The following is a 19,042-nucleotide window of genomic DNA, read 5'->3' on the forward strand; positions in this document are numbered from 1 at the left end:
AGAGGGGCTTCCCCCTTAACAAAGGGGGACTGAGGGAGATTAAAATTCAGTTAAAAAACAATATTTGTGACCCAGTCGGAAAGTGAAAATCTTACCGGCACACGGAGAAAAAAATTGAAAGACTTGCTCGATATCATGCGCAAAAAGACGGACTCAGACGGTCATGCTCCTGTAGAGTTTGACCGCATCCGTATTGGTCTTGCGTCACCAGAAATGATTAAGTCGTGGTCTCATGGTGAAGTTAAAAAGCCTGAAACCATTAACTACCGTACCTTCAAACCAGAACGTGACGGTTTGTTCTGTGCCAAAATCTTTGGTCCAGTCAAAGATTACGAATGCTTGTGTGGTAAATACAAGCGTATGAAATACAAAGGCGTCATCTGTGAAAAATGTGGCGTTGAAGTAACAACTGCAAAAGTTCGTCGTGAACGTATGGGTCACATTGAGCTTGCTTCTCCAGTAGCACACATCTGGTTCTTAAAATCACTGCCGAGCCGTATCGGTCTGTTATTAGACATGACCTTACGTGATATCGAACGTGTTCTGTATTTCGAATCTTATGTAGTGACTGACCCAGGTATGACTCCATTTGAGAAATACCAGCTTCTGAACGATGAAGAATACTTCAATGCGTTGGAAGAGCACGGTGATGAATTCACAGCGAAAATGGGTGCAGAAGCAGTTCAGGACCTGTTAAAAGACATCGATCTTGAAAATGAAATCTCACGCCTGCGTGAAGAAATTCCACAAACAACCTCTGAGACGAAACTGAAAAAAGCGTCTAAGCGTTTGAAATTGATGGAAGCGTTCAAAGAGTCGAACAACAAGCCAGAATGGATGGTAATGAATGTACTGCCAGTACTTCCACCAGACCTTCGTCCGCTGGTTCCGCTTGAAGGTGGCCGTTTCGCAACGTCTGACCTGAACGACCTTTACCGTCGTGTGATTAACCGTAACAACCGTTTGAAGCGTCTTCTTGACCTTGCAGCGCCAGACATCATCGTACGTAACGAAAAACGTATGTTACAAGAGTCTGTAGATGCATTGCTTGATAACGGTCGTCGTGGTCGTGCAATTACCGGTTCGAACAAACGTCCGCTGAAATCTTTGGCCGATATGATCAAAGGTAAGCAAGGTCGTTTCCGTCAGAACTTGTTGGGTAAACGTGTTGACTATTCAGGCCGTTCGGTGATTACCGTAGGTCCTACTTTACGTTTGCACCAATGTGGTCTTCCGAAGAAAATGGCGCTGGAACTGTTCAAGCCGTTCATCTTTGCGAAACTGCAAGCGTCTGGTCAAGCCACTACCATTAAAGCTGCGAAGAAAATGGTTGAGCGCGAGACGCCAGAAGTTTGGGACGTTCTTGCATCTGTGATTCGTCAGCATCCAGTGATGTTGAACCGTGCGCCAACCCTTCACCGTTTGGGTCTGCAAGCGTTTGAACCGATCCTGATTGAAGGTAAAGCGATCCGTCTGCACCCGCTCGTTTGTGCTGCGTTCAACGCCGACTTCGACGGTGACCAGATGGCGGTACACGTACCATTAACACTTGAAGCGCAATTAGAAGCGCGTGCGTTAATGATGTCGACCAACAACATTCTGTCTCCAGCCAACGGTGAGCCAATCATCGTACCGTCTCAGGACGTGGTCTTGGGTCTTTACTACATCACCCGTGATGCGGTAAATGCCAAAGGTGAAGGCATGGTGTTCGCAGATACGCATGAAGTTAACCGTGCCCTTGCAACCGGTCAGGTTGATTTGCATGCTCGCGTAAAAGCGCGTGTATACCAAACTGTCATCAATGACAACGGTGAGCGTGAGCAACAAACTATTGTTGTAGACACCACACCAGGTCGCTGCCTGCTGTGGGAAGTTGTGCCAGAAGGTTTGAGCTTCGAGCAAATTAACGTTGAGATGACCAAGAAAAACATCTCTAAGTTAATCAACTCTTGCTACCGTAAACTGGGTCTGAAAGACACGGTCATCTTTGCTGACCAATTAATGTACTTGGGCTTCCGTCAAGCGACGCGTTCAGGTGTATCGGTTGGTATGGAAGATATGGTTATTCCACCAAGCAAACAGGCGATCATTGACAAGGCAGAAGCTGAAGTTCGTGAAATCGAACAACAGTTCGAACAAGGTTTCGTAACGGCCGGTGAACGTTATAACAAAGTCGTCGATATCTGGGCACGTACCAATGACCAGGTAGCGAAAGCGATGATGGACAACTTGTCTTTCACCACTGTGAAAAACAAACAGGGTGAAGACGAGAAGCAGAAATCATTCAACTCGATCTACATGATGTCGGATTCTGGTGCCCGTGGTTCGGCAGCTCAGATTCGTCAGCTTGCAGGTATGCGTGGTCTGATGGCGAAGCCGGATGGCTCGATCATTGAAACACCAATTAAGGCGAACTTCCGTGAAGGTTTGACGGTACTTCAGTACTTCATTTCAACGCACGGTGCGCGTAAAGGTTTGGCCGATACTGCACTGAAAACTGCGAACTCGGGTTACCTGACGCGTCGTCTGGTTGACGTTGCGCAAGACTTGGTGATCACTGAGCCAGATTGTGGCACCATGGCTGGTCTGGTGATGACACCATTCATTCAGGGCGGTGACGTGATCGAGAACCTGGGTACGCGAGTACTGGGTCGTGTGGTTGCTGAAGACGTGAAGAAAGCCGGTTCAGATGAAGTGATCCTGCCACGTAACACCTTAATTGACGAAAAACTTGCCAACTTCCTGGAAGAGCAAGGTGTCGACGAAGTGAAAGTACGTTCGGTAGTATCATGTGAATCGACCTTCGGTGTGTGTGCGAAATGTTATGGTCGTGACCTTGCACGCGGTCACTTGGTGAACCCGGGTGAATCTGTGGGTGTAATGGCTGCTCAATCAATTGGTGAGCCAGGTACACAGTTAACCATGCGTACCTTCCACGTGGGTGGTGCGGCAAGCCGAACTTCTGCTGCCAACAGCGTTCAAGTGCGTAACAAAGGTACCGTACGTTTCCACAACGTGAAAACTGTACAACATGCCAAAGGTCACCTGGTATCGACCTCTCGTTCAGGTGAAATTGGTATTGCAGATGACTTAGGTCGTGAGCGCGAGCGCTATAAACTGCCTTACGGTGCGTCAATCTTGCTGAAAGATGGCGAAGCGGTAGAAGCAGGTGGTATCGTGGCGACTTGGGATCCGCATACCCATCCACTGGTAACTGAAGTTGCAGGTAAAGTACGTTTCAGCCAGATTGCTGATGGTGTCACTGTAACCTCGAAAACAGATGATGCAACCGGTATGACCACAATCGAAATCTTGCCAGTGACTTCACGTCCTGCGTCAGGTAAAGATTTACGTCCTGCTGTTGTGTTAGACACCGTGGACGGTGGTGAACAGTTCTACTTCCTGCCACAAAACACTATTCTTTCGGTTCGCGATGGCGAAACCATTGGTGTCGGTGACGTTATTGGTCGTGTACCACAAGAATCTTCACGTACCCGTGATATTACCGGTGGTCTGCCGCGTGTTGCTGACTTGTTCGAAGCACGTAAACCAAAAGAGCATGCGATTTTGGCAGAAGTGTCAGGTATCGTGAGCTTCGGTAAAGAGACCAAAGGTAAGAACCGTCTGGTGATTACCCCGGATGATGGTTCAGAGATCTACGAAGAGCTGATTCCGAAATGGCGTACTATTAACGTGTTCGAAGGTGAGCATGTGAACCGTGGTGAAACCATTTCTGATGGTCCACAAAACCCGCATGACATCTTACGTCTGAAAGGTGAAGTGGCGTTGACCAACTACATCGTGAACGAAGTTCAGGACGTTTACCGTCTGCAAGGTGTAAAAATCAACGACAAGCATATTGAAGTCATCGTACGTCAAATGCTGCGTAAAGTTGAAATCACTGACGGTGGTGATACCAGCTTCATCAAAGGCGAACAGGTGGATTACATCCGCGTGGTTCAAGAAAACCAGGCTGTACTTGCACAGAACAAGTTCCCAGCGAAGTTTGATCGCCAGTTGATGGGTATTACCAAAGCATCGCTGTCGACGGATTCGTTCATCTCTGCTGCATCGTTCCAGGAAACCACACGTGTGTTAACTGAAGCGGCTGTAACCGGTAAAGAAGATGATCTACGTGGTCTGAAAGAAAACGTCGTTGTTGGTCGTCTGATCCCAGCGGGTACAGGTTTGGCTTACCACTTAGAGCGTCGTCGTCAGGAAGCAGAAGCTGCAGAATTTGAACTGCAAAATGACTTCTCTGATGTAGACCAAGCATTAAGTCAGGCATTTAACCAGGAATTCTAAGCTGGTGAAATGACAACCAAGAGACGCCTTCGGGCGTCTTTTTTTATGCCTGAAAAAAGGGTATCGCGCTGTACTTTGGCGTTAGATGGGCCGGGTTGCTGCTGCAAAGCGGGTGTTTTTACATAAATCCTCTATTGGTTACCAAGTTGGTAACATATTGCTCAGATTCGACCCATCAATATCGAATAAGCTAAAGCTATGACCAAAACAGGGGAAGAGCGATCATGAAAAAAGTTATCGGTGTTATGGCAGCCGCCACCTTATCTACCTTTATGCTGGCCGGCTGTGAAAGTATGTCTCCAAATGAACAGCGTATTGGTGCAGCTGCTTTAGGTGGTGCAATTGGTGGTGGTGTCGGTGGTAATGTCGGCGGTACTGCAGGTGCAGCCATTGGTGGTGGTGCCGGTGCAGCAGTGGGTAGTAAAACCCAGGATGGTTCAAACCGTAACGCGACCTATAGTGGCGTCGGCGGTGCAATTGGTTCTGCGGTAGGTAAAAGCATCTTCGGTGGTAGTACTGGTGCAGCGATTGGTGGTGCGATTGGTGGCGGTGCAGGTGCCGCGATTGAGCAGAACCGCTAAGTCGGGTGCAGACGATCTCACATAAAAAAGCGCTTAAAGATAAGCGCTTTTTTATTTAGCTGGCCGCATGCGGCTTTTTGCGGCGGATGTAGACCGTCTTTTCCACTTCGGCAATACGTACGCCGGCTTCATCAAAAATATTCAGGTGATAGTTGCGATATACCGGTGCATAATTCTCGGCCAGTTCCCGAATGGTAGCGACCTCCATGGCATTGAGACGGATATCGGCATAGACCATACTGCGACCGGGCGCTAAAAAGCGGATGGTCGCGGCTTTATCCCAGACAATATATTTTGAGCCAAGATGATGCATCAACAGCAGCATATAAAACGGATCGACCATGGCATACAGGCTACCGCCAAAATGTACCCCGACAATATTCTGGTTTTTACGTGTCAGTGGCATTTTGACACGAATGTGGTAATTGGCCAGATCCATTTTCTCGACCGCAATACCGGCGCCGCGATAGGGGGCATAGCGATTGATCAGGAATTTGGACAGGGTCGGAATTGTCTGTAGTTTTTTTAAAAGGCTCATAAGGGTCAATTATTTTTATTGCACTGATCTGCATACTAGAACAGAAACCGGCAGGTGGCATTGATTTGATTGACTGCGCTTGCCAATAAACAGCCAATACAAGAAATCACCCATAAACAGAACAGGATGTCATCATGCACGCTCATACGCAGTGGATTCATACCTCAGACCAGCAGCGCCTGTATGTCAAAAGCTGGGGCAAGCCGGACAATCCGGCGCTGGTACTGGTTCATGGTTATCCCGACAATCAGGAAGTCTGGGAAGCTGTTATTGCCCAGCTGATTCAGGATTTTTATATTGTGACCTATGATGTGCGTGGGGCCGGTCAGTCTTCCATTCCGAAGCATATTCATGATTATCGGCTGGCACGCCTGTCTGAAGATTTACTGACCGTGGTGGATGCGGTGCTACCCAACCGGCCATTTCATTTGGCCGCGCATGATTGGGGTTCAATTCAGTCCTGGGAGTCGGTGACCGATGCCCGGTTTCGCCAGCGGATTCTCTCTTACAGCAGCATTTCCGGGCCTTGTCTGGATCATGCTGCATTCTGGATGCGTGCGCAGTTACAGCAGGGTAAGGCCAAATTCTTAAAACAGCTGGGCAAGTCCTGGTATATCGCTGTGTTTCAATTGCCCTTACTGGCACCGACGGTGTGGCAATACATGAGTGCAGAGCGCTGGGGCAAAATGCTACAGCAGCTGGAGCAAAGCCCGGGTCTGGCCTTAAACCCGAATATCCAGCAAGACGGTCAATATGGCGTCAATCTGTATCGGGCCAATTTTATCCCACGTTTGCTCAAACCACGTCAGCGTGTGGCGATTTGTCCGGTACAGGCCGTGGTACTGACCGAAGACCGCTTTGTCAGTCCGGAGCTGATTGATGAAGTGCCGAACTGGGCAGCAGACTTCCAGCGAGTGGAGATTGCGGCCAATCACTGGGCAATTTTAAGCCAGCCGGAGCGGATTGCTCAACATCTTCGGGATTTTGCATTTTCAAAATCAGGCAGTTAATTTGACTGTTACTGGCAAGGTCAAGACAAATATCGGACAGCGCAACAACAGCAGCTAAATAGCGATCAATCTCTGATAAAATAGCGTTTTTTCTCGATCCGTCTTTTCTTATGTTTGCAATTCTTGCCGCCATCGCAGTCATGTTCGGGCTGTCGTTGGCACGTGTTCCTGTTGTTTTTGCACTGGTCATTGGTGCCGTTACGGGTGGTTTGCTGGCTGGTTTGGGCCTGCAAGGTACTTTAGAGGCGTTTAATAATGGCCTGGGTGGTGGTGCTAAAATTGCTTTGGCCTACGGTATTTTAGGTGCTTTTGCACTGGCTCTGGCGCGTTCAGGTTTACCTGATTTATTGGCCTATAAAATGATTCACACCTTAAAGGGTGAGGCCGATCTGAAAGCGCAAAACCGGGTCAAATACTTTATTTTCCTGGTGGTGGCCATTGCCGCGGTATTCTCCCAGAACGTGATTCCGGTACATATTGCCTTTATTCCGGTGCTGATTCCGCCATTGTTGATGGTATTTAACCACCTGAAACTGGACCGTCGTCTGGTGGCCTGTTTATTGACCTTTGGTCTGGTGGCCACCTATATGCTGGTGCCGGTCGGATTTGGCGCTATCTTCCTGAATGATATTCTGGGCCATAATATTAATACCTTTGGCAAGCCGTATGGATTTGAGATCAGCTATGACCAGATTCCAACAGCGATGGCCATTCCGGTATTCGGGATGTTTGTCGGTTTGCTGATCGCGGTGTTTTTCTCATACCGTAAGCCACGTGAATATAAAGACGTGCATATTGAAGAGCAGCAAAGCATTTCGGCTGAAATGGGTGTGGCACAAAAATCAGGTCAACCTGAAGTGGCGACGTTCACCATCTGGATGGCAGTCATTGCGATTCTGGTAACCCTTGGCGTGCAGCTGTATTCAGATTCGATGATTCTGGCCGGTCTGGTTGGTGTAGCGATTCTGAGCTGTGCCGGGATCTTTAAGTGGAAAGAAGCGGACGATGTTATTATTACCGGTATGCGGATGATGGCACTGGTTGGCTTTATTATGATTGCTGCGCAAGGTTTTGCTGCCGTGATTGAGGCAACAGGACAGGTTTCTGCGCTGGTTGAAGCGTCGGTTGACTGGATTGGTAATAGCCAGGCACTTGCAGCCTTTTTAATGTTGTTGATTGGTTTGCTGATTACTCTGGGTATCGGTTCATCATTCTCTACCATTCCGATTCTGGCGATTATTTATGTACCGCTCTGTATTCAATTTGGTTTTAGTCCTGCAGCAACTATTGCGATCATTGGGACTGCGGCTGCACTGGGCGATGCCGGTTCACCTGCTTCGGATTCGACCTTGGGGCCAACCTCAGGCCTGAATATGGATGGTCAGCATGACCATATGAAAGACAGTGTAGTGCCGACCTTTATTCACTTTAATATCCCGCTGATGATTTTTGGCTGGATTGCCGCCATGGTGCTTTAACCTGAAATATCCCGGGAATAAAATCCCGGGATTTTTTTTGAATCATAGATGTATTTATAATAAATCTTATAATCATTCTGATAATCTAATAATAGATGTATTTAAAATATATATTATAGAGCGTTTAAAATAAACCTGAGTATTTTAATCTGAATATTATTATTTAATCTTGATAAATCAGGTTGGTATTTAAAACCAAGTTGTGTGGTTGGTTAAAATAAATTAATTTAATAATCAATAGTTTGAAAATAATATAAAATTATTATATCGGATAAGTATTGCATATTAATTTCTAACGTGTTTATTATTAATTAATGTTTAATTTTTGAATAAATAATCTTCCAGTGGGGTATTAAAATGTTAAAGCAAATTACACTCGTTGCATTAATGGGTCTTTCTGCTTCTGCGATGGCAGGCCAATGGCAAGTCAAGCTGGGCGGTTCGGTTGTAGCACCTACAGGCGATTATAATCTCGGCGGCGCAACAGTTGAGGCAGATCATGAATATGCATTTACCCCGTCAGTTGAATATTTCTTTAATGACAATATTTCGACAGAACTGCTTTTAGCTGCACCAATTAACCATGATGTTCAGTTAGCGGGTACAGATGTGGTACGTATTAAACATTTACCACCAACGCTGACGGCAAAATACCATTTTAAAAACAATACCGGTTTTACACCGTACATTGGTGTCGGTGGTACCGCATTTGTGGCTTGGGATGAGCGTACCAAAGGTCTGGGTGATACCGATGTGAAAGTAAAAGAAGATTTTGGTTTTGCCGGCCAGATTGGTTTTAACTTCCAGCCAGCAGATGCCAAAAACTGGGGCGTATTCTTTGATGCACGTTATGCGCAACTTAGCCCTGAAGTTACTTTAAGTGGTGATGTGGCAGCCCAATTCGATTTAGATATCGATCCAATGGTGTACACCATCGGTTATAGCTACAAATTCTAATTATAAAAAAGTACCAATAATAAAATTCAGCGTAGCCCCATCCTGGTGATGGGGCCTTTTTATTGCAAAATGATAACAATAGAACAAAATCAGAATATTGAGTTAAGTATTCGTTTTCATTTAATTTGTAGTGAATGAAATGAAAGAAATGAAAAAGTGAGAAGATCAAATATGAATAGAAATACAACCTTTGCCTTGGTCTTCGCCAGTTTGATCAGCCTGCCTGCCGCTGCAGCCAGCTTTAATTGTGAACGTGCTCAAACCCCAACCGAACATGCCATTTGTGAACATCGTAATGTTAATGATGCCGATGTGAAGATGGCCACCACCTATAAAATTATTAACCGTCTGGTACCGATGGGGACACGTTCGGCTATACGGGATGAACAGGTGCGCTGGCTGGCCCTGCGTGACCGCTGTGGCCAGTCGGTTGAATGTCTGACCCAGGTTTACCAGATGCGTCAGCAAAAGCTGGAGCAGTATATGCAGCGGGTCTATCAGCAGGGCCCATTTTAATATTTTTTTGTTTTCCTATTGAAAAATCGTCGCCTCACTCCAATTCATAAGGCATTCCAATACAACAATGCTGTCAATTTAAGGAGTGATGAATGAGCGAACAAAGCGCACAAAAACACAGTTTCCAGGCTGAAGTGGCTCAGCTTTTACATTTGGTGACGCATTCTCTTTATTCCAACCCTGAAATTTTTCTGCGTGAACTGATTTCTAACGCCTCTGATGCCTGCGATAAATTGCGTTTTGAAGGCATCAACCATCCTGAATATTATGAAAATGATCCGGACCTGCGCGTGCGTGTGCGTCTGGATGCAGAGAACAATACCCTGACCATTTCCGATAACGGTATTGGTTTAAGCCAGCAGGAAGCGATTGATAATCTGGGGACCATTGCCAAATCCGGCACCAAAGACTTTATGTCCAAGCTGACCGGTGATCAAAAAGCCGATGCCCAGCTGATTGGCCAGTTTGGGGTGGGTTTCTACTCTGGCTTTATTGTGGCCGATAAAATTACCGTAGAATCACGCCGTGCCGGTCTGGACGCATCGGAAGGTGTACGCTGGATCAGCGGTGGCACCGGTGAATTTGAAGTCGAGCAAATCAACAAGGAAGGTCGTGGCACCGACATCATCCTGCATTTACGTGAAGATGCGTTGGACTATCTGCAAAGCTATAAAGTGAAGCAGATTATCAATAAATATTCTGATCACATCAGCCTGCCCATTCAAATGCAAAAAGAAGTCTGGCAGGAAGAGGAAGTAGCGGAAGGTGAACAGCCAAAAGGCGGCCAGTATGTGAAAACTGATGAATGGGAAGCGATTAACTCGGCCAGTGCTTTATGGACCCGCAGTAAAAACGAGATTAGCGAAGAACAGTATATCGAGTTTTATAAAAACCTGAGCCATGATTTTGAAGCGCCGCTGGCCTGGTCGCATAACCGTGTCGAAGGCAGCACCGAATATACCCAGTTGCTGTATATTCCACCAAAAGCACCACATGATATTTTTACCCGCGAAGCCAAAGCTGGCATCAAGCTGTATGTCAAACGCGTGTTTATTATGGATGATGCTGACAACCTGATTCCAAACTATTTGCGCTTTGTACAAGGTGTGGTGGATAGCGCCGATTTACCGCTGAACGTCAGCCGTGAACTGCTACAGGAAAGCCGCGATGTGAAAACCATACGTGAAGGTAACGCACGCCGTGTGCTGACCATGCTGGATGGTCTGGCCAAATCTGAAGATGAAAAAGACCAGAACAACTTCAAGACTTTCTATCGTGAATTTGGTTCGGTCTTAAAAGAAGGCCTGGGCGAAGACTTTGGTAACCGTGAGCGTATCCTGAAATTATTACGCTATGCGACCTCCACCCAGGATGAGGTCAGTACCTCACTGGCAGATTACAAAGCGCGGATGCAGGACGGCCAGAAAGCCATTTACTATGTAACCGCAGATAGCCTGACCGCGGCCAAGAACTCGCCGCAGCTGGAGCTGTTCAAGAAAAAAGGCATTGAAGTCCTGCTGATGACTGAACGTGTTGATGAATGGGCCATGAACTTCGTACATGAGTTTGATGGTACACCGCTGCAAAACGTGTCTAAAGGTGCGGTCGATTTGGGCGATCTGCAAGATGCTGAAGAGAAGAAGGCACTGGAACAGGCGGCAGAGCAGTTTAAGCCAGTGGTGGAGCAGCTGTCTGAATCGCTGAAAGATAAAACCAAAGAAGTGCGCGTGACCACACGATTGGTTGATTCTCCGGCCTGTCTGGTTACGGCTGATGGGGAATTGTCGCCACAGCTGATCCGGATGCTGAAAGATGCTGGTCAGCCGGTGCCAGAAATGAAGCCGATTCTGGAAATTAACCCGCAGCATCCACTGGTGCAAAAACTGCAAGGTTCGGCTCAGTTTGATGATCTGGCCAATGTGATTTTTGATCAGGCCCTGATTGCAGAAGGGGGACTGCCAGAAAATCCGGCAGAGTACCTGAAACGCATCAACAGTCTGCTCTTAAAATAAGCCTATTAAAAAAACCTCCTGCGGGAGGTTTTTTAATGCACGATTATATTGTTGACGGCTTTAGAACAGGGCTTCTAAACGCAGCAAGACACTCGGGTAATGGCTGCGGTCTTCACGGTCATCATTATAGTAATTCAGGTCGCCCTGCACAAAAAACCATTCGCGCAAGAACGGCTGACGCCAGGACACAAATGGCCCCCAGCTGTTCAGGCGTAAATCATCATTATGATAATAACCGCCGGTGTAGAGCCCGTAGTTAAAACGGTTGCCGTGGAAGAACTGGTGCTGTCTAAAGCTGTAGTTGTCCCATCTGAGGTCATCATCCTGTTCATCGGCATAGGTCAGGCTAAACTGGTTGCTTAAAAACGGATGATCGGGCCGGGCATGAATGAGTTCCAGGTTGGTTCTTAAATAGTTTTCACTGTCGAGGCCGTAACGGTAAATCTGCTCGGCATGAAAGGAAAAGTCATTGACCAGTTCCCAGTCCTTGGCAATTTTTAAACGGGCATAAATATCATCACCGGAACGCACCCCGAGGTCGGCATCAGTTTCAAAGGGTAAGCGTTCAGTGAAGTCAGACCAGCGTAAGGCCAGCGAGCTGTTGTCTTCACGTGCCCGTCGACCATCCAGGGTTTTGTCCGGGCTGTTGCTGGGGTTTTCATTGGTAATGGCAACACTGTTTTGCAGTTCGTTATCCAGTGAGTCATCACCAAAGACCAGACTTAATTTGCGTTCCAGCGTCGGCAGTTTAATCCGGCCACGTACCCGCGGTTTAATATCGTAGTCATCATATTTGTTCCAGCGACTGTCGACCAGAATACGCAAGGTCGCAGAGGCCGGTTCCTCCGGGCTGGTTTCTCCAAACCAGTTATCAATTTTATGTGCGGTATTGTCTGCCCAATGGCGAATCTGCTTCTGGCGCCGGTCTACCCAGCTTTGTTCTTCGGTTTCATGCGTGGGCGGCACAATCGGTTCATTCGACTGTTCCGGCAAAATGGTCGGGGTGGCATCAATCAGCCGCGGCAGGGTATAGAAAAAACCATTACCCGCCTCACTTTCGGGCACCAGTGGCACCTCATAACCTGGTGGTGCGGTCTGCGGTTCTGTCTCCAGGTTGGTATTGTTGTCTGCAACCGTATATCCACTGCCTAACAGGCAAAATAATAATAATGATGGCGCTATAAAATGTACTTTTCTTGGCATTATTTACTGATCTTTAAGCTCTTTTTGCTAGTGTTGAAAATCTTCAGGCGAAAAGCAAGATGCAGCTACAAAAACATAAACATTAACTGGCGGTGAGCCGTTGAATGGCCTGAACCAGACGTAAAGGGTCGACCGGCGCAGGCAGGTGATTCAAGACTTTTTGAATAATTTGCCAGCTCACGCCCTGCTGACGATCGAGCAGAATATAGGGATAGGCCGGTTCGGTACGAGCCAGTTGTAAACGCTGCTGGCCATGAATCAGGCGAATTTTTTGTCGCTCTTTTAATAAAATCAGCGGGGTGGCCAGCGTGGCTGCTGTTTCCTCAAACTGGATAAATTTCTGGGTATGAATCAGTTGTAGCGGAATAAACGGATAATAATCTTCTTTGTGCCAGATCATCTGCTCGGCATGTTGATAGCACTGAAACAGGCTGTCCAGCGCAAACAGCTGGCTTTCCAGTACAGCGCTGTCTATTTCACGGATTGCGGCAATTTCATGTTCATGCTGCTGGCTAAAGGCATGGGCAAAACGGGTGGCCTGCATAGCATCCAAGGCGCCAAACAAGACCAGATATTTAATAAAACGACCTTGGGCATTGATCTGCTCGGCCACATAACCGGGGCGTTTGAGCAGAGCCGCTTGCTCTGCATCATGAACCAGCACATCGGCATACTGCATCACTTCAGGCCGGGCTGGTAAAAATACCCGGCACAGTTTTTCCGCCGGCAGATGGTCCAGGGGTAATTCGGAAATCGGGCAGCTGAGCTGATTGAGCAGCAGATGACGGGCGCTAGACTCTGCTTGCTGTTCAGGCTGAACAGGTGCGGCTTTGGTAGGCTTGAGTTGCTGAGCTGCTGCTTCAGGTTCTATCGCTACAGCTGTACGTACTGCGACGGTATGCTGAAAGGCCTGCGTTGCGGCATAGTTTTGCTGGTTAAGTAATTCCAGATCGGTGTGCAGACTGCGATACTGATGCTGCTGTTGCAACATCCAGCGATAGACCTGTTCCAGATTGCCCCAGTCACTGAGCAGGGCAGTACGTGCGGGTGCCGGAATCAGCCAGATTTGCCAGCCGGAGGCGGGCTGATACAAGATAGCCCAACCTGAATCGGGCTGGGTATATAAAGCTTGTTCTAGCGCCTCGACCTGCTGAAACACGCCCCGAAAAGAACGTGCATAAATGGTGTCACGCGCAAATTCTTCGGCAGAACGTTCCGGCTGCACCTGTGTCTTATAGGCCAGAATCTGCTTTTTAAACAGAGGCTGGTCGCATTCAACAAAAATACTTTTAATCCGGCTTTTGGCCTTGGCGGTTTCATACAGACTCAAGGAACGGCGCTCCAGCGCGCCCGTTAGGTCGTGCAGTTCTTTAATCAGCCGGGATTTTTCTAAAGTATTCATGGTGGAAACTTAAACCAGTTGTTGTGCTTTTTCCAGATAACTGGCCAGGACAATATTCAGGGCCAGTTCAACCAATTTGTATTCGGCAGAATGCGGCTGTGAATAATGTTCCGCCAGCGCCACCAGATTTTCTACATTAATCTCTTGTGGAGAAATTTTTCTCTGAATCAGGGCTTGAAGTTCGTGCATTGCTCTCTCATCAACCTGTACTTAAATAATTGTTTTGGATCACTTTGATTATAGGTATTTCACTAAAAATTACATGAAAAAAAATGTCAGCTTTTGTGGATTTTTAGGCATTTATGACAGAAATTGGGATTTCAATATAAGAAATATTAAAAAATTTTTTAGATAAATTTCAGTTAAATCAGAGAATAAACAGATCATGCTGCCGAATTGACAAAAAATGTCAGTCTCAAATTGTCCGGTCGGATCAGGTGTCAGCCGCAGAATTGTTCTAAACCGCAATAAAAAAAGCAGACCTGAGGTCTGCTTGTATTTAAAGAAGTGCTTAAGCTTCTTTGTTCTGTTCAGCGCTTGCAGGCTGATCGTTGCTCACGGTTTCAGTGTGGGCTTTTTCAGTCGGGAAGCTTGGTACATAAACCATTTCTGCTGATACATTGGCTGCATACAGGGTGACCATAAACAGGCCAAGCGCTTTTAAAACGTTCATCAATCTTACCTTCACAAAAAAAGGATGACTTGGGAGAAAAGTCATCGTGGGAGAGTGTATTCAAACAACAGCTATGATAGCGCGTTGTGATTGAGAGAAAATGATCATATCGGCAAGTTTAAGACTTTTTGTTAAAAAATAACATTTAAAAACAATAAATTAGAATAATTGCTCTAATCATTTAGCTACAAGATTTAAATTAATGATGATTTTTACAAGAACGAGATCATCCTGTTTTAAGATGAAAAAATCTCCAGATTTTTTGCCCCATCCATGCGTCATCTCTGTACAAATCCCTTGATCTGTATAGAGATGTAAGTTTTTGACGCGGTATGGTTAAGCGCTCTTTTATTGTCTATTTTTTATTCTAAGATGAACGTTTATACCAACACTGAGGGATCAATCATGGCGATTGCAAAAGTAGTAGAAGTGAATGCCAGCAGTAATAAAAGTTTTGAAGATGCCATTCAAAGCGGCATTGCCAAAGTCGGTGAAACAGTCAAAAACCTGCAGGGTGCCTGGATTAATGAACAGAAAGTGGTGATTAAGGACAATAAGATTACCGAGTATCGGGTTAATTTAAAAATCAGTTTCCTGGTGGAATAAAGTACATAGAAAAAAATCCCCGTAAGGGGATTTTTTATGGCAGCGATGCTTAAGGATGTAACTGCTTATTGTTCCGGTACATCGCACTGGTCATCCTGACATTGCGCGCCGTTGTCTGTAGGTGTTTCCAAAGCTTTTTTCAGCACCTGTTCAAACACTTCCCGTGGCTGGGCACCGGCTAAAGCAACGCGCTGGTCAAATACAAAAAAGGGTACGCCCGTCACTTTAAGCTGATCACGTGCTACATCCTGATCAAATTTCACAAAATCGGCATAGGCATCGGAATCGAGCACATCATCGACTTCCACCGGGTTTAAACCGATACGTGCAGCGACATCTTCCAGCGTTTCGCGTTCGCCAATAGCCAGACCTTGGGTCATATAGCTGTAGAAAAAAGCCTCTTTGGCTTCATTGCCCAAGCCTTTGCTTTGCGCCAGATGAATCAGACGGTGGGCATTCAAGGTATTGCCGGAATTGGCCTGTTCCCAGTTAAACTGGATGCCTTCTTCAGCAGCCATGCTGGCAATATTGCGCTGCATGTCTTCTACTTCTGCCAAGGTACGGCCATATTTTTGTGCCAGACGTTCAGAGTTGGAAATTTCCTGACGTTCCGGTGCCTCCGGGTCAAGCTGGAAGCTGTGCCAGTGCACCTCAAGTTCTACGCCGACCTGTGCTGCCGCGGCTTCAAGACGTTTTTTGCCGATATAACAGAAAGGGCAGACCACATCGGACCAGATATCTACACGCATGAATATTCTCTTTGCCTTGTTTTCAACTATTGATGGGGATGATTTGCCTGAATTAAAGCCGAGATGGGTACTTTGCCGCCAGCAAACCGTATTTTTCATCCTCATCACTTTATATTTTTTGAAAATAAGCTAAACAATAAAAAATTAGCTGAATAAAATAAATCACTTAAGTCATTTTTATTGTTTGATCTTTTGTGTGCTTTGTTGAATAATTTTGTCTAAAAAACAGGCGATACAACAACAAAGCGTTATGATAACGAGAAATACAACAAGAGGACAGGATATGCGACGTATAGTGTGGATCATCGTCCTCGTGACCTGTGCCGTGTTTGGATTGATGTTTTATCAATATCAGGCACAACAAAAAGAACTGACCCAATTACACGAATATCAGAACGTACTGTATGACAAGGCCGAGCAGATTTATGTACAGGCGCAGGATTGGTCGACCCCGATTCAGGTTGATCCGTCCGATCCGCGTTTAAGCGGTGATTATGCCCTGATGGCTGAATTTGTGATTAGCCATCTGGTGCAAAGTGCCGAAGCGCGTAACAGCTATTTACGTGAGCTGAAAGCGCTGCAATGGGATCAGTTTCTGGATATTAAACGCCTGAATGAAGATAAAAAACAGGACTATGCTGAAACTGAAGCGATGCTGTCACAGGTCAAAGCCATGATGGAGCTGTATCAGGAGCATCTGACTGAACATGAAGCTCAGGCGCCGGCCCAAATTGAAGAATTACCGATTAAATCGCATCTACGCCGTCAGTTAAGTGAATCTCTGCTGGAAAGCCGCCAGAATGATGAAGGCACAGTGCTGTTTGAGCTGGAAAAACAGAGCCTGAGTCAGGCCTATGTGCTGCTTGGGATTCTAAAAAATAATCGCTGGGAAATGAAAAACAACCTGTTTATGTTCTATGAAGATGCAGGCCTGAAACAGTTTAATCAGGCCTATCAGGACATGCTCAAGCTGAATCAGCAAATGCAGGAGATTATCCAGGCGCATCAGCAGGCATTGGCTGAAAAACTGTAAGTAACAGCTCAACTTCTTGCACCTGTTTTAAGCCAAAGCTTAATACTGCCCCAACACCGTCATGGGGCAGTATCGGCAGATGCAAGGTGCATTCTTAATGATCACCTGGCCACAGGCTCAGGACATATTTTAGTGCTGCTGCTGGCCGCGATGGCTGTGAAAATGCACTGTGAGTGTACAGCCTCTAGCGCTTTTTAAGGGTGTGGATGGCTACGAGTTATATACATGGACAGCATCGTGCGTGATCCATTTAAAAAGAGGAAAAGAATAAAATTATGAATGAAAAAATATTGGTATAAGTAATTGATAAAATTCTAAAATTTAAGAAATTATCTTTCTATTCTTTCTTGTTTTTAACTAGTTCATCTCCTCCTCATGTTGGTGCCGATTTACCAGCAAAATCCGGCAGATTTTTTAAAATGGCATAGTAATTGCTCCAATCCCGCAGGAATCGCGCTTGTCTGCAACATGCAGGCAAGGGCCAGTATATTTTTAAGGATGGCTTCAGAGAAAAGCATCACTAAGCTGCGGCGTGGGGCTACATATGACAACGAGCAAACAGAATATTTCGCCCGAAGATGAATTTTTAGGGACAGGAAAAAGCCTGACTTATGGCTTACAGCATGTATTAACCATGTATGGCGGTATTGTGGCACCGCCATTAATTGTCGGCACAGCGGCCGGTTTAACTGCTGCGCAAATCGGGATTTTGATTACTGCCTCATTATTTATGGGCGGACTGGCGACCCTGTTACAAACCTTGGGGGTGAAATATTTCGGGGCACGCTTGCCACTGGTACAAGGCGTGTCCTTTGCCGGCGTAGCCACCATGGTGGGTATTGCCACCACGGGTGGCGGTTTTAATGCCATTCTGGGCGCGGTGATTGCCTCCTCCTTAATCGGGTTATTGCTGGCGCCATTTTTTGCCAAGATTATCCGTTTCTTTCCACCGGTGGTGACCGGCTGTGTGATTACCATCATCGGCCTGTCTTTATTGCCGGTGGCTGTGCGCTGGATTATGGGCGGCAATAGCAATGCACCCGACTGGGGTTCTATGCAAAATATTGGTCTGGCCGCCATGACCCTGGGGATTTTGCTGCTTTTAAGCCGTTTTGGTTCTGAAACCATTCGCCGTACCGGAATTTTACTGGCGATTCTGATCGGTTCGATTCTGGCCTATGTCTTGGGTTTTGGCGATTTTTCCAAAGTGGGTGAGGGTGCCTGGTTTGCCTTTCCTGACTTTTTGGCTTTTGGCGCACCGACTTTTCATCTGTCTGCAATTCTGGCCATGACCATTGTGATGGTGGTGGTGTTAACTGAAACCACGGCCGATATTATTGCAGTGGGAGATATTGTCGGTGCCAAAGTCGATGACAAGCGTATTGCCAATGGCTTGCGCGCCGATATGATTTCCTCAGCAGTAGCGCCCTTCTTTGGCACCTTTATGCAAAGTGCCTTTGCTCAGAATGTGGGGTTGGTGGCGATTACCGGTGTGAAAAGCCGCTTTGTGGTAGCTGCCGGTGGCCTGATTCTGGTGATCTTGGGCCTGCTACCGATTATGGGCCGTATTATTGCTTCCATTCCTACGCCGGTATTAGGCGGCGCTGGTCTGGTCCTATTTGGTACAGTGGCGGCCAGCGGAATTCGTACTTTATCTAAACTGGACTATAGCGATCAGAAAAACCTGATTATTGTGGCAACGTCTTTAGCCGCCGGGATGATTCCAATTATTGATCATTCCTTCTATGCCCAGTTTCCAACCTGGTTTAAAACCCTGTTCCATTCGGGCATTAGCTCGACCTGTGTGATGGCGATTTTCCTGAATATCCTGTTTAACCATCTTCATTTTGGTAAAAAGACAGTGGTTGAGCCAGTGTTAACCACAGTGGCCAAGCCGGAACATTAAGGCGATGAGCTGAAGCTTGCTTCAGTCGTGATTGAGATGCAATTTAAAAACGCCCGATGTAGCACATGGGGCG

Annotated in this window: 15 protein-coding genes and 1 pseudogene; 10 read left to right on the plus strand and 6 right to left on the minus strand. The window is 46.6% G+C overall.

The genetic code is table 11. The annotated features are described in order from the left end of the window. Window positions 1–114: 114 nt before the first annotated feature. Together rpoC and FTT68_RS07355 are read left to right on the plus strand one after the other, a co-directional pair. Window positions 115–4,305 (plus strand): DNA-directed RNA polymerase subunit beta', encoded by a 4,191-nt coding sequence (rpoC, locus tag FTT68_RS07350; protein WP_005181690.1) that lies wholly within the window; start codon window positions 115–117, stop codon window positions 4,303–4,305. A 224-nt stretch (window positions 4,306–4,529) separates the two neighbouring features. After that, a complete protein-coding gene (locus FTT68_RS07355; protein WP_005181692.1) occupies window positions 4,530–4,886 on the plus strand; it encodes a hypothetical protein in 357 nt (118 codons plus the stop codon). Between the two features lie 55 nt (window positions 4,887–4,941). On the opposite strand, the gene FTT68_RS07360 is transcribed toward FTT68_RS07355, so the two are convergent. After that, window positions 4,942–5,424: a DUF4442 domain-containing protein gene (locus tag FTT68_RS07360; RefSeq protein ID WP_168370321.1), complete on the minus strand. Its 483-nt coding sequence runs from the start codon at window positions 5,422–5,424 to the stop codon at window positions 4,942–4,944. A gap of 134 nt (window positions 5,425–5,558) precedes the next feature. Between FTT68_RS07360 and FTT68_RS07365 the strand changes: the two genes are divergently transcribed. The 5 genes from FTT68_RS07365 (at window position 5,559) to htpG (ending at window position 11,397) form a co-directional block, all read left to right on the plus strand. Next, the gene (locus tag FTT68_RS07365) at window positions 5,559–6,434 is read left to right on the plus strand and encodes an alpha/beta fold hydrolase (protein ID WP_163143093.1); all 876 of its coding nucleotides are present in this window, start codon (window positions 5,559–5,561) and stop codon (window positions 6,432–6,434) included. Between the two features lie 110 nt (window positions 6,435–6,544). Continuing rightward, complete coding sequence (locus tag FTT68_RS07370; RefSeq protein WP_005181697.1) at window positions 6,545–7,912, plus strand: Na+/H+ antiporter family protein; 1,368 nt, start codon at window positions 6,545–6,547, stop codon at window positions 7,910–7,912. A gap of 357 nt (window positions 7,913–8,269) precedes the next feature. Further along, window positions 8,270–8,869 carry an OmpW family protein gene (locus FTT68_RS07375; protein ID WP_163146198.1) on the plus strand — a complete coding sequence of 200 codons (600 nt, stop codon included), beginning with the start codon at window positions 8,270–8,272 and terminating at the stop codon, window positions 8,867–8,869. A gap of 171 nt (window positions 8,870–9,040) precedes the next feature. After that, on the plus strand, window positions 9,041–9,385 hold the full coding sequence (locus FTT68_RS07380; protein WP_016659674.1) for a lysozyme inhibitor LprI family protein: 345 nt from the start codon (window positions 9,041–9,043) through the stop codon (window positions 9,383–9,385). 92 nt (window positions 9,386–9,477) lie between these two features. After that, complete coding sequence (gene htpG, locus FTT68_RS07385) at window positions 9,478–11,397, plus strand: molecular chaperone HtpG (RefSeq protein WP_005181707.1); 1,920 nt, start codon at window positions 9,478–9,480, stop codon at window positions 11,395–11,397. 60 nt (window positions 11,398–11,457) lie between these two features. On the opposite strand, the pseudogene FTT68_RS07390 reads toward htpG, so the two are convergent. From FTT68_RS07390 to FTT68_RS07405, 4 genes and pseudogenes are all read right to left on the minus strand, one after another. Then, window positions 11,458–12,420 (minus strand): annotated as a pseudogene (locus FTT68_RS07390) (hypothetical protein); the annotation flags it as partial. Window positions 12,421–12,682: 262 nt separating this feature from the next. Beyond that, window positions 12,683–14,002, minus strand: coding sequence for a hypothetical protein (locus FTT68_RS07395; RefSeq protein WP_168370323.1), 1,320 nt, complete (start codon window positions 14,000–14,002; stop codon window positions 12,683–12,685). Window positions 14,003–14,011: 9 nt separating this feature from the next. Next, window positions 14,012–14,191 carry a hypothetical protein gene (locus FTT68_RS07400; RefSeq protein ID WP_005181710.1) on the minus strand — a complete coding sequence of 60 codons (180 nt, stop codon included), beginning with the start codon at window positions 14,189–14,191 and terminating at the stop codon, window positions 14,012–14,014. Window positions 14,192–14,513: 322 nt separating this feature from the next. Then, a complete protein-coding gene (locus FTT68_RS07405) occupies window positions 14,514–14,675 on the minus strand; it encodes a hypothetical protein (protein WP_168369786.1) in 162 nt (53 codons plus the stop codon). A 405-nt stretch (window positions 14,676–15,080) separates the two neighbouring features. Between FTT68_RS07405 and FTT68_RS07410 the strand changes: the two genes are divergently transcribed. After that, window positions 15,081–15,281, plus strand: a complete 201-nt coding sequence (locus FTT68_RS07410; protein WP_005181715.1) for a dodecin family protein — start codon at window positions 15,081–15,083, stop codon at window positions 15,279–15,281. Between the two features lie 65 nt (window positions 15,282–15,346). Here the strand turns inward: FTT68_RS07410 and FTT68_RS07415 are convergent, their stop codons facing one another. Continuing rightward, complete coding sequence (locus FTT68_RS07415) at window positions 15,347–16,030, minus strand: DsbA family oxidoreductase (RefSeq protein ID WP_160241685.1); 684 nt, start codon at window positions 16,028–16,030, stop codon at window positions 15,347–15,349. Between the two features lie 283 nt (window positions 16,031–16,313). On the opposite strand from FTT68_RS07415, the gene FTT68_RS07420 reads away from it, so the two are divergent. Continuing rightward, window positions 16,314–17,063 carry a hypothetical protein gene (locus FTT68_RS07420; protein WP_180175267.1) on the plus strand — a complete coding sequence of 250 codons (750 nt, stop codon included), beginning with the start codon at window positions 16,314–16,316 and terminating at the stop codon, window positions 17,061–17,063. Between the two features lie 544 nt (window positions 17,064–17,607). Beyond that, window positions 17,608–18,969: a nucleobase:cation symporter-2 family protein gene (locus tag FTT68_RS07425; protein ID WP_005181726.1), complete on the plus strand. Its 1,362-nt coding sequence runs from the start codon at window positions 17,608–17,610 to the stop codon at window positions 18,967–18,969. Window positions 18,970–19,042: the final 73 nt, after the last annotated feature.

This window comes from Acinetobacter sp. Q85-2, assembly GCF_013420555.1.
Lineage (GTDB): Bacteria > Pseudomonadota > Gammaproteobacteria > Pseudomonadales > Moraxellaceae > Acinetobacter > Acinetobacter indicus.

Excerpts from the sequence above, each read along its gene's own strand:
- FTT68_RS07420 (WP_180175267.1), top strand. The coding sequence starts at position 16,314 with ATGCGACGTATAGTGTGGATCATCGTCCTCGTGACCTGTGCCGTGTTT.
- htpG (WP_005181707.1), top strand. The coding sequence starts at position 9,478 with ATGAGCGAACAAAGCGCACAAAAACACAGTTTCCAGGCTGAAGTGGCT.
- FTT68_RS07395 (WP_168370323.1), bottom strand. The coding sequence starts at position 14,002 with ATGAATACTTTAGAAAAATCCCGGCTGATTAAAGAACTGCACGACCTA.
- FTT68_RS07355 (WP_005181692.1), top strand. The coding sequence starts at position 4,530 with ATGAAAAAAGTTATCGGTGTTATGGCAGCCGCCACCTTATCTACCTTT.
- FTT68_RS07405 (WP_168369786.1), bottom strand. The coding sequence starts at position 14,675 with ATGAACGTTTTAAAAGCGCTTGGCCTGTTTATGGTCACCCTGTATGCA.
- FTT68_RS07400 (WP_005181710.1), bottom strand. The coding sequence starts at position 14,191 with ATGCACGAACTTCAAGCCCTGATTCAGAGAAAAATTTCTCCACAAGAG.
- FTT68_RS07365 (WP_163143093.1), top strand. The coding sequence starts at position 5,559 with ATGCACGCTCATACGCAGTGGATTCATACCTCAGACCAGCAGCGCCTG.
- FTT68_RS07425 (WP_005181726.1), top strand. The coding sequence starts at position 17,608 with ATGACAACGAGCAAACAGAATATTTCGCCCGAAGATGAATTTTTAGGG.
- FTT68_RS07415 (WP_160241685.1), bottom strand. The coding sequence starts at position 16,030 with ATGCGTGTAGATATCTGGTCCGATGTGGTCTGCCCTTTCTGTTATATC.
- FTT68_RS07410 (WP_005181715.1), top strand. The coding sequence starts at position 15,081 with ATGGCGATTGCAAAAGTAGTAGAAGTGAATGCCAGCAGTAATAAAAGT.
- FTT68_RS07375 (WP_163146198.1), top strand. The coding sequence starts at position 8,270 with ATGTTAAAGCAAATTACACTCGTTGCATTAATGGGTCTTTCTGCTTCT.
- FTT68_RS07370 (WP_005181697.1), top strand. The coding sequence starts at position 6,545 with ATGTTTGCAATTCTTGCCGCCATCGCAGTCATGTTCGGGCTGTCGTTG.
- FTT68_RS07380 (WP_016659674.1), top strand. The coding sequence starts at position 9,041 with ATGAATAGAAATACAACCTTTGCCTTGGTCTTCGCCAGTTTGATCAGC.
- FTT68_RS07360 (WP_168370321.1), bottom strand. The coding sequence starts at position 5,424 with ATGAGCCTTTTAAAAAAACTACAGACAATTCCGACCCTGTCCAAATTC.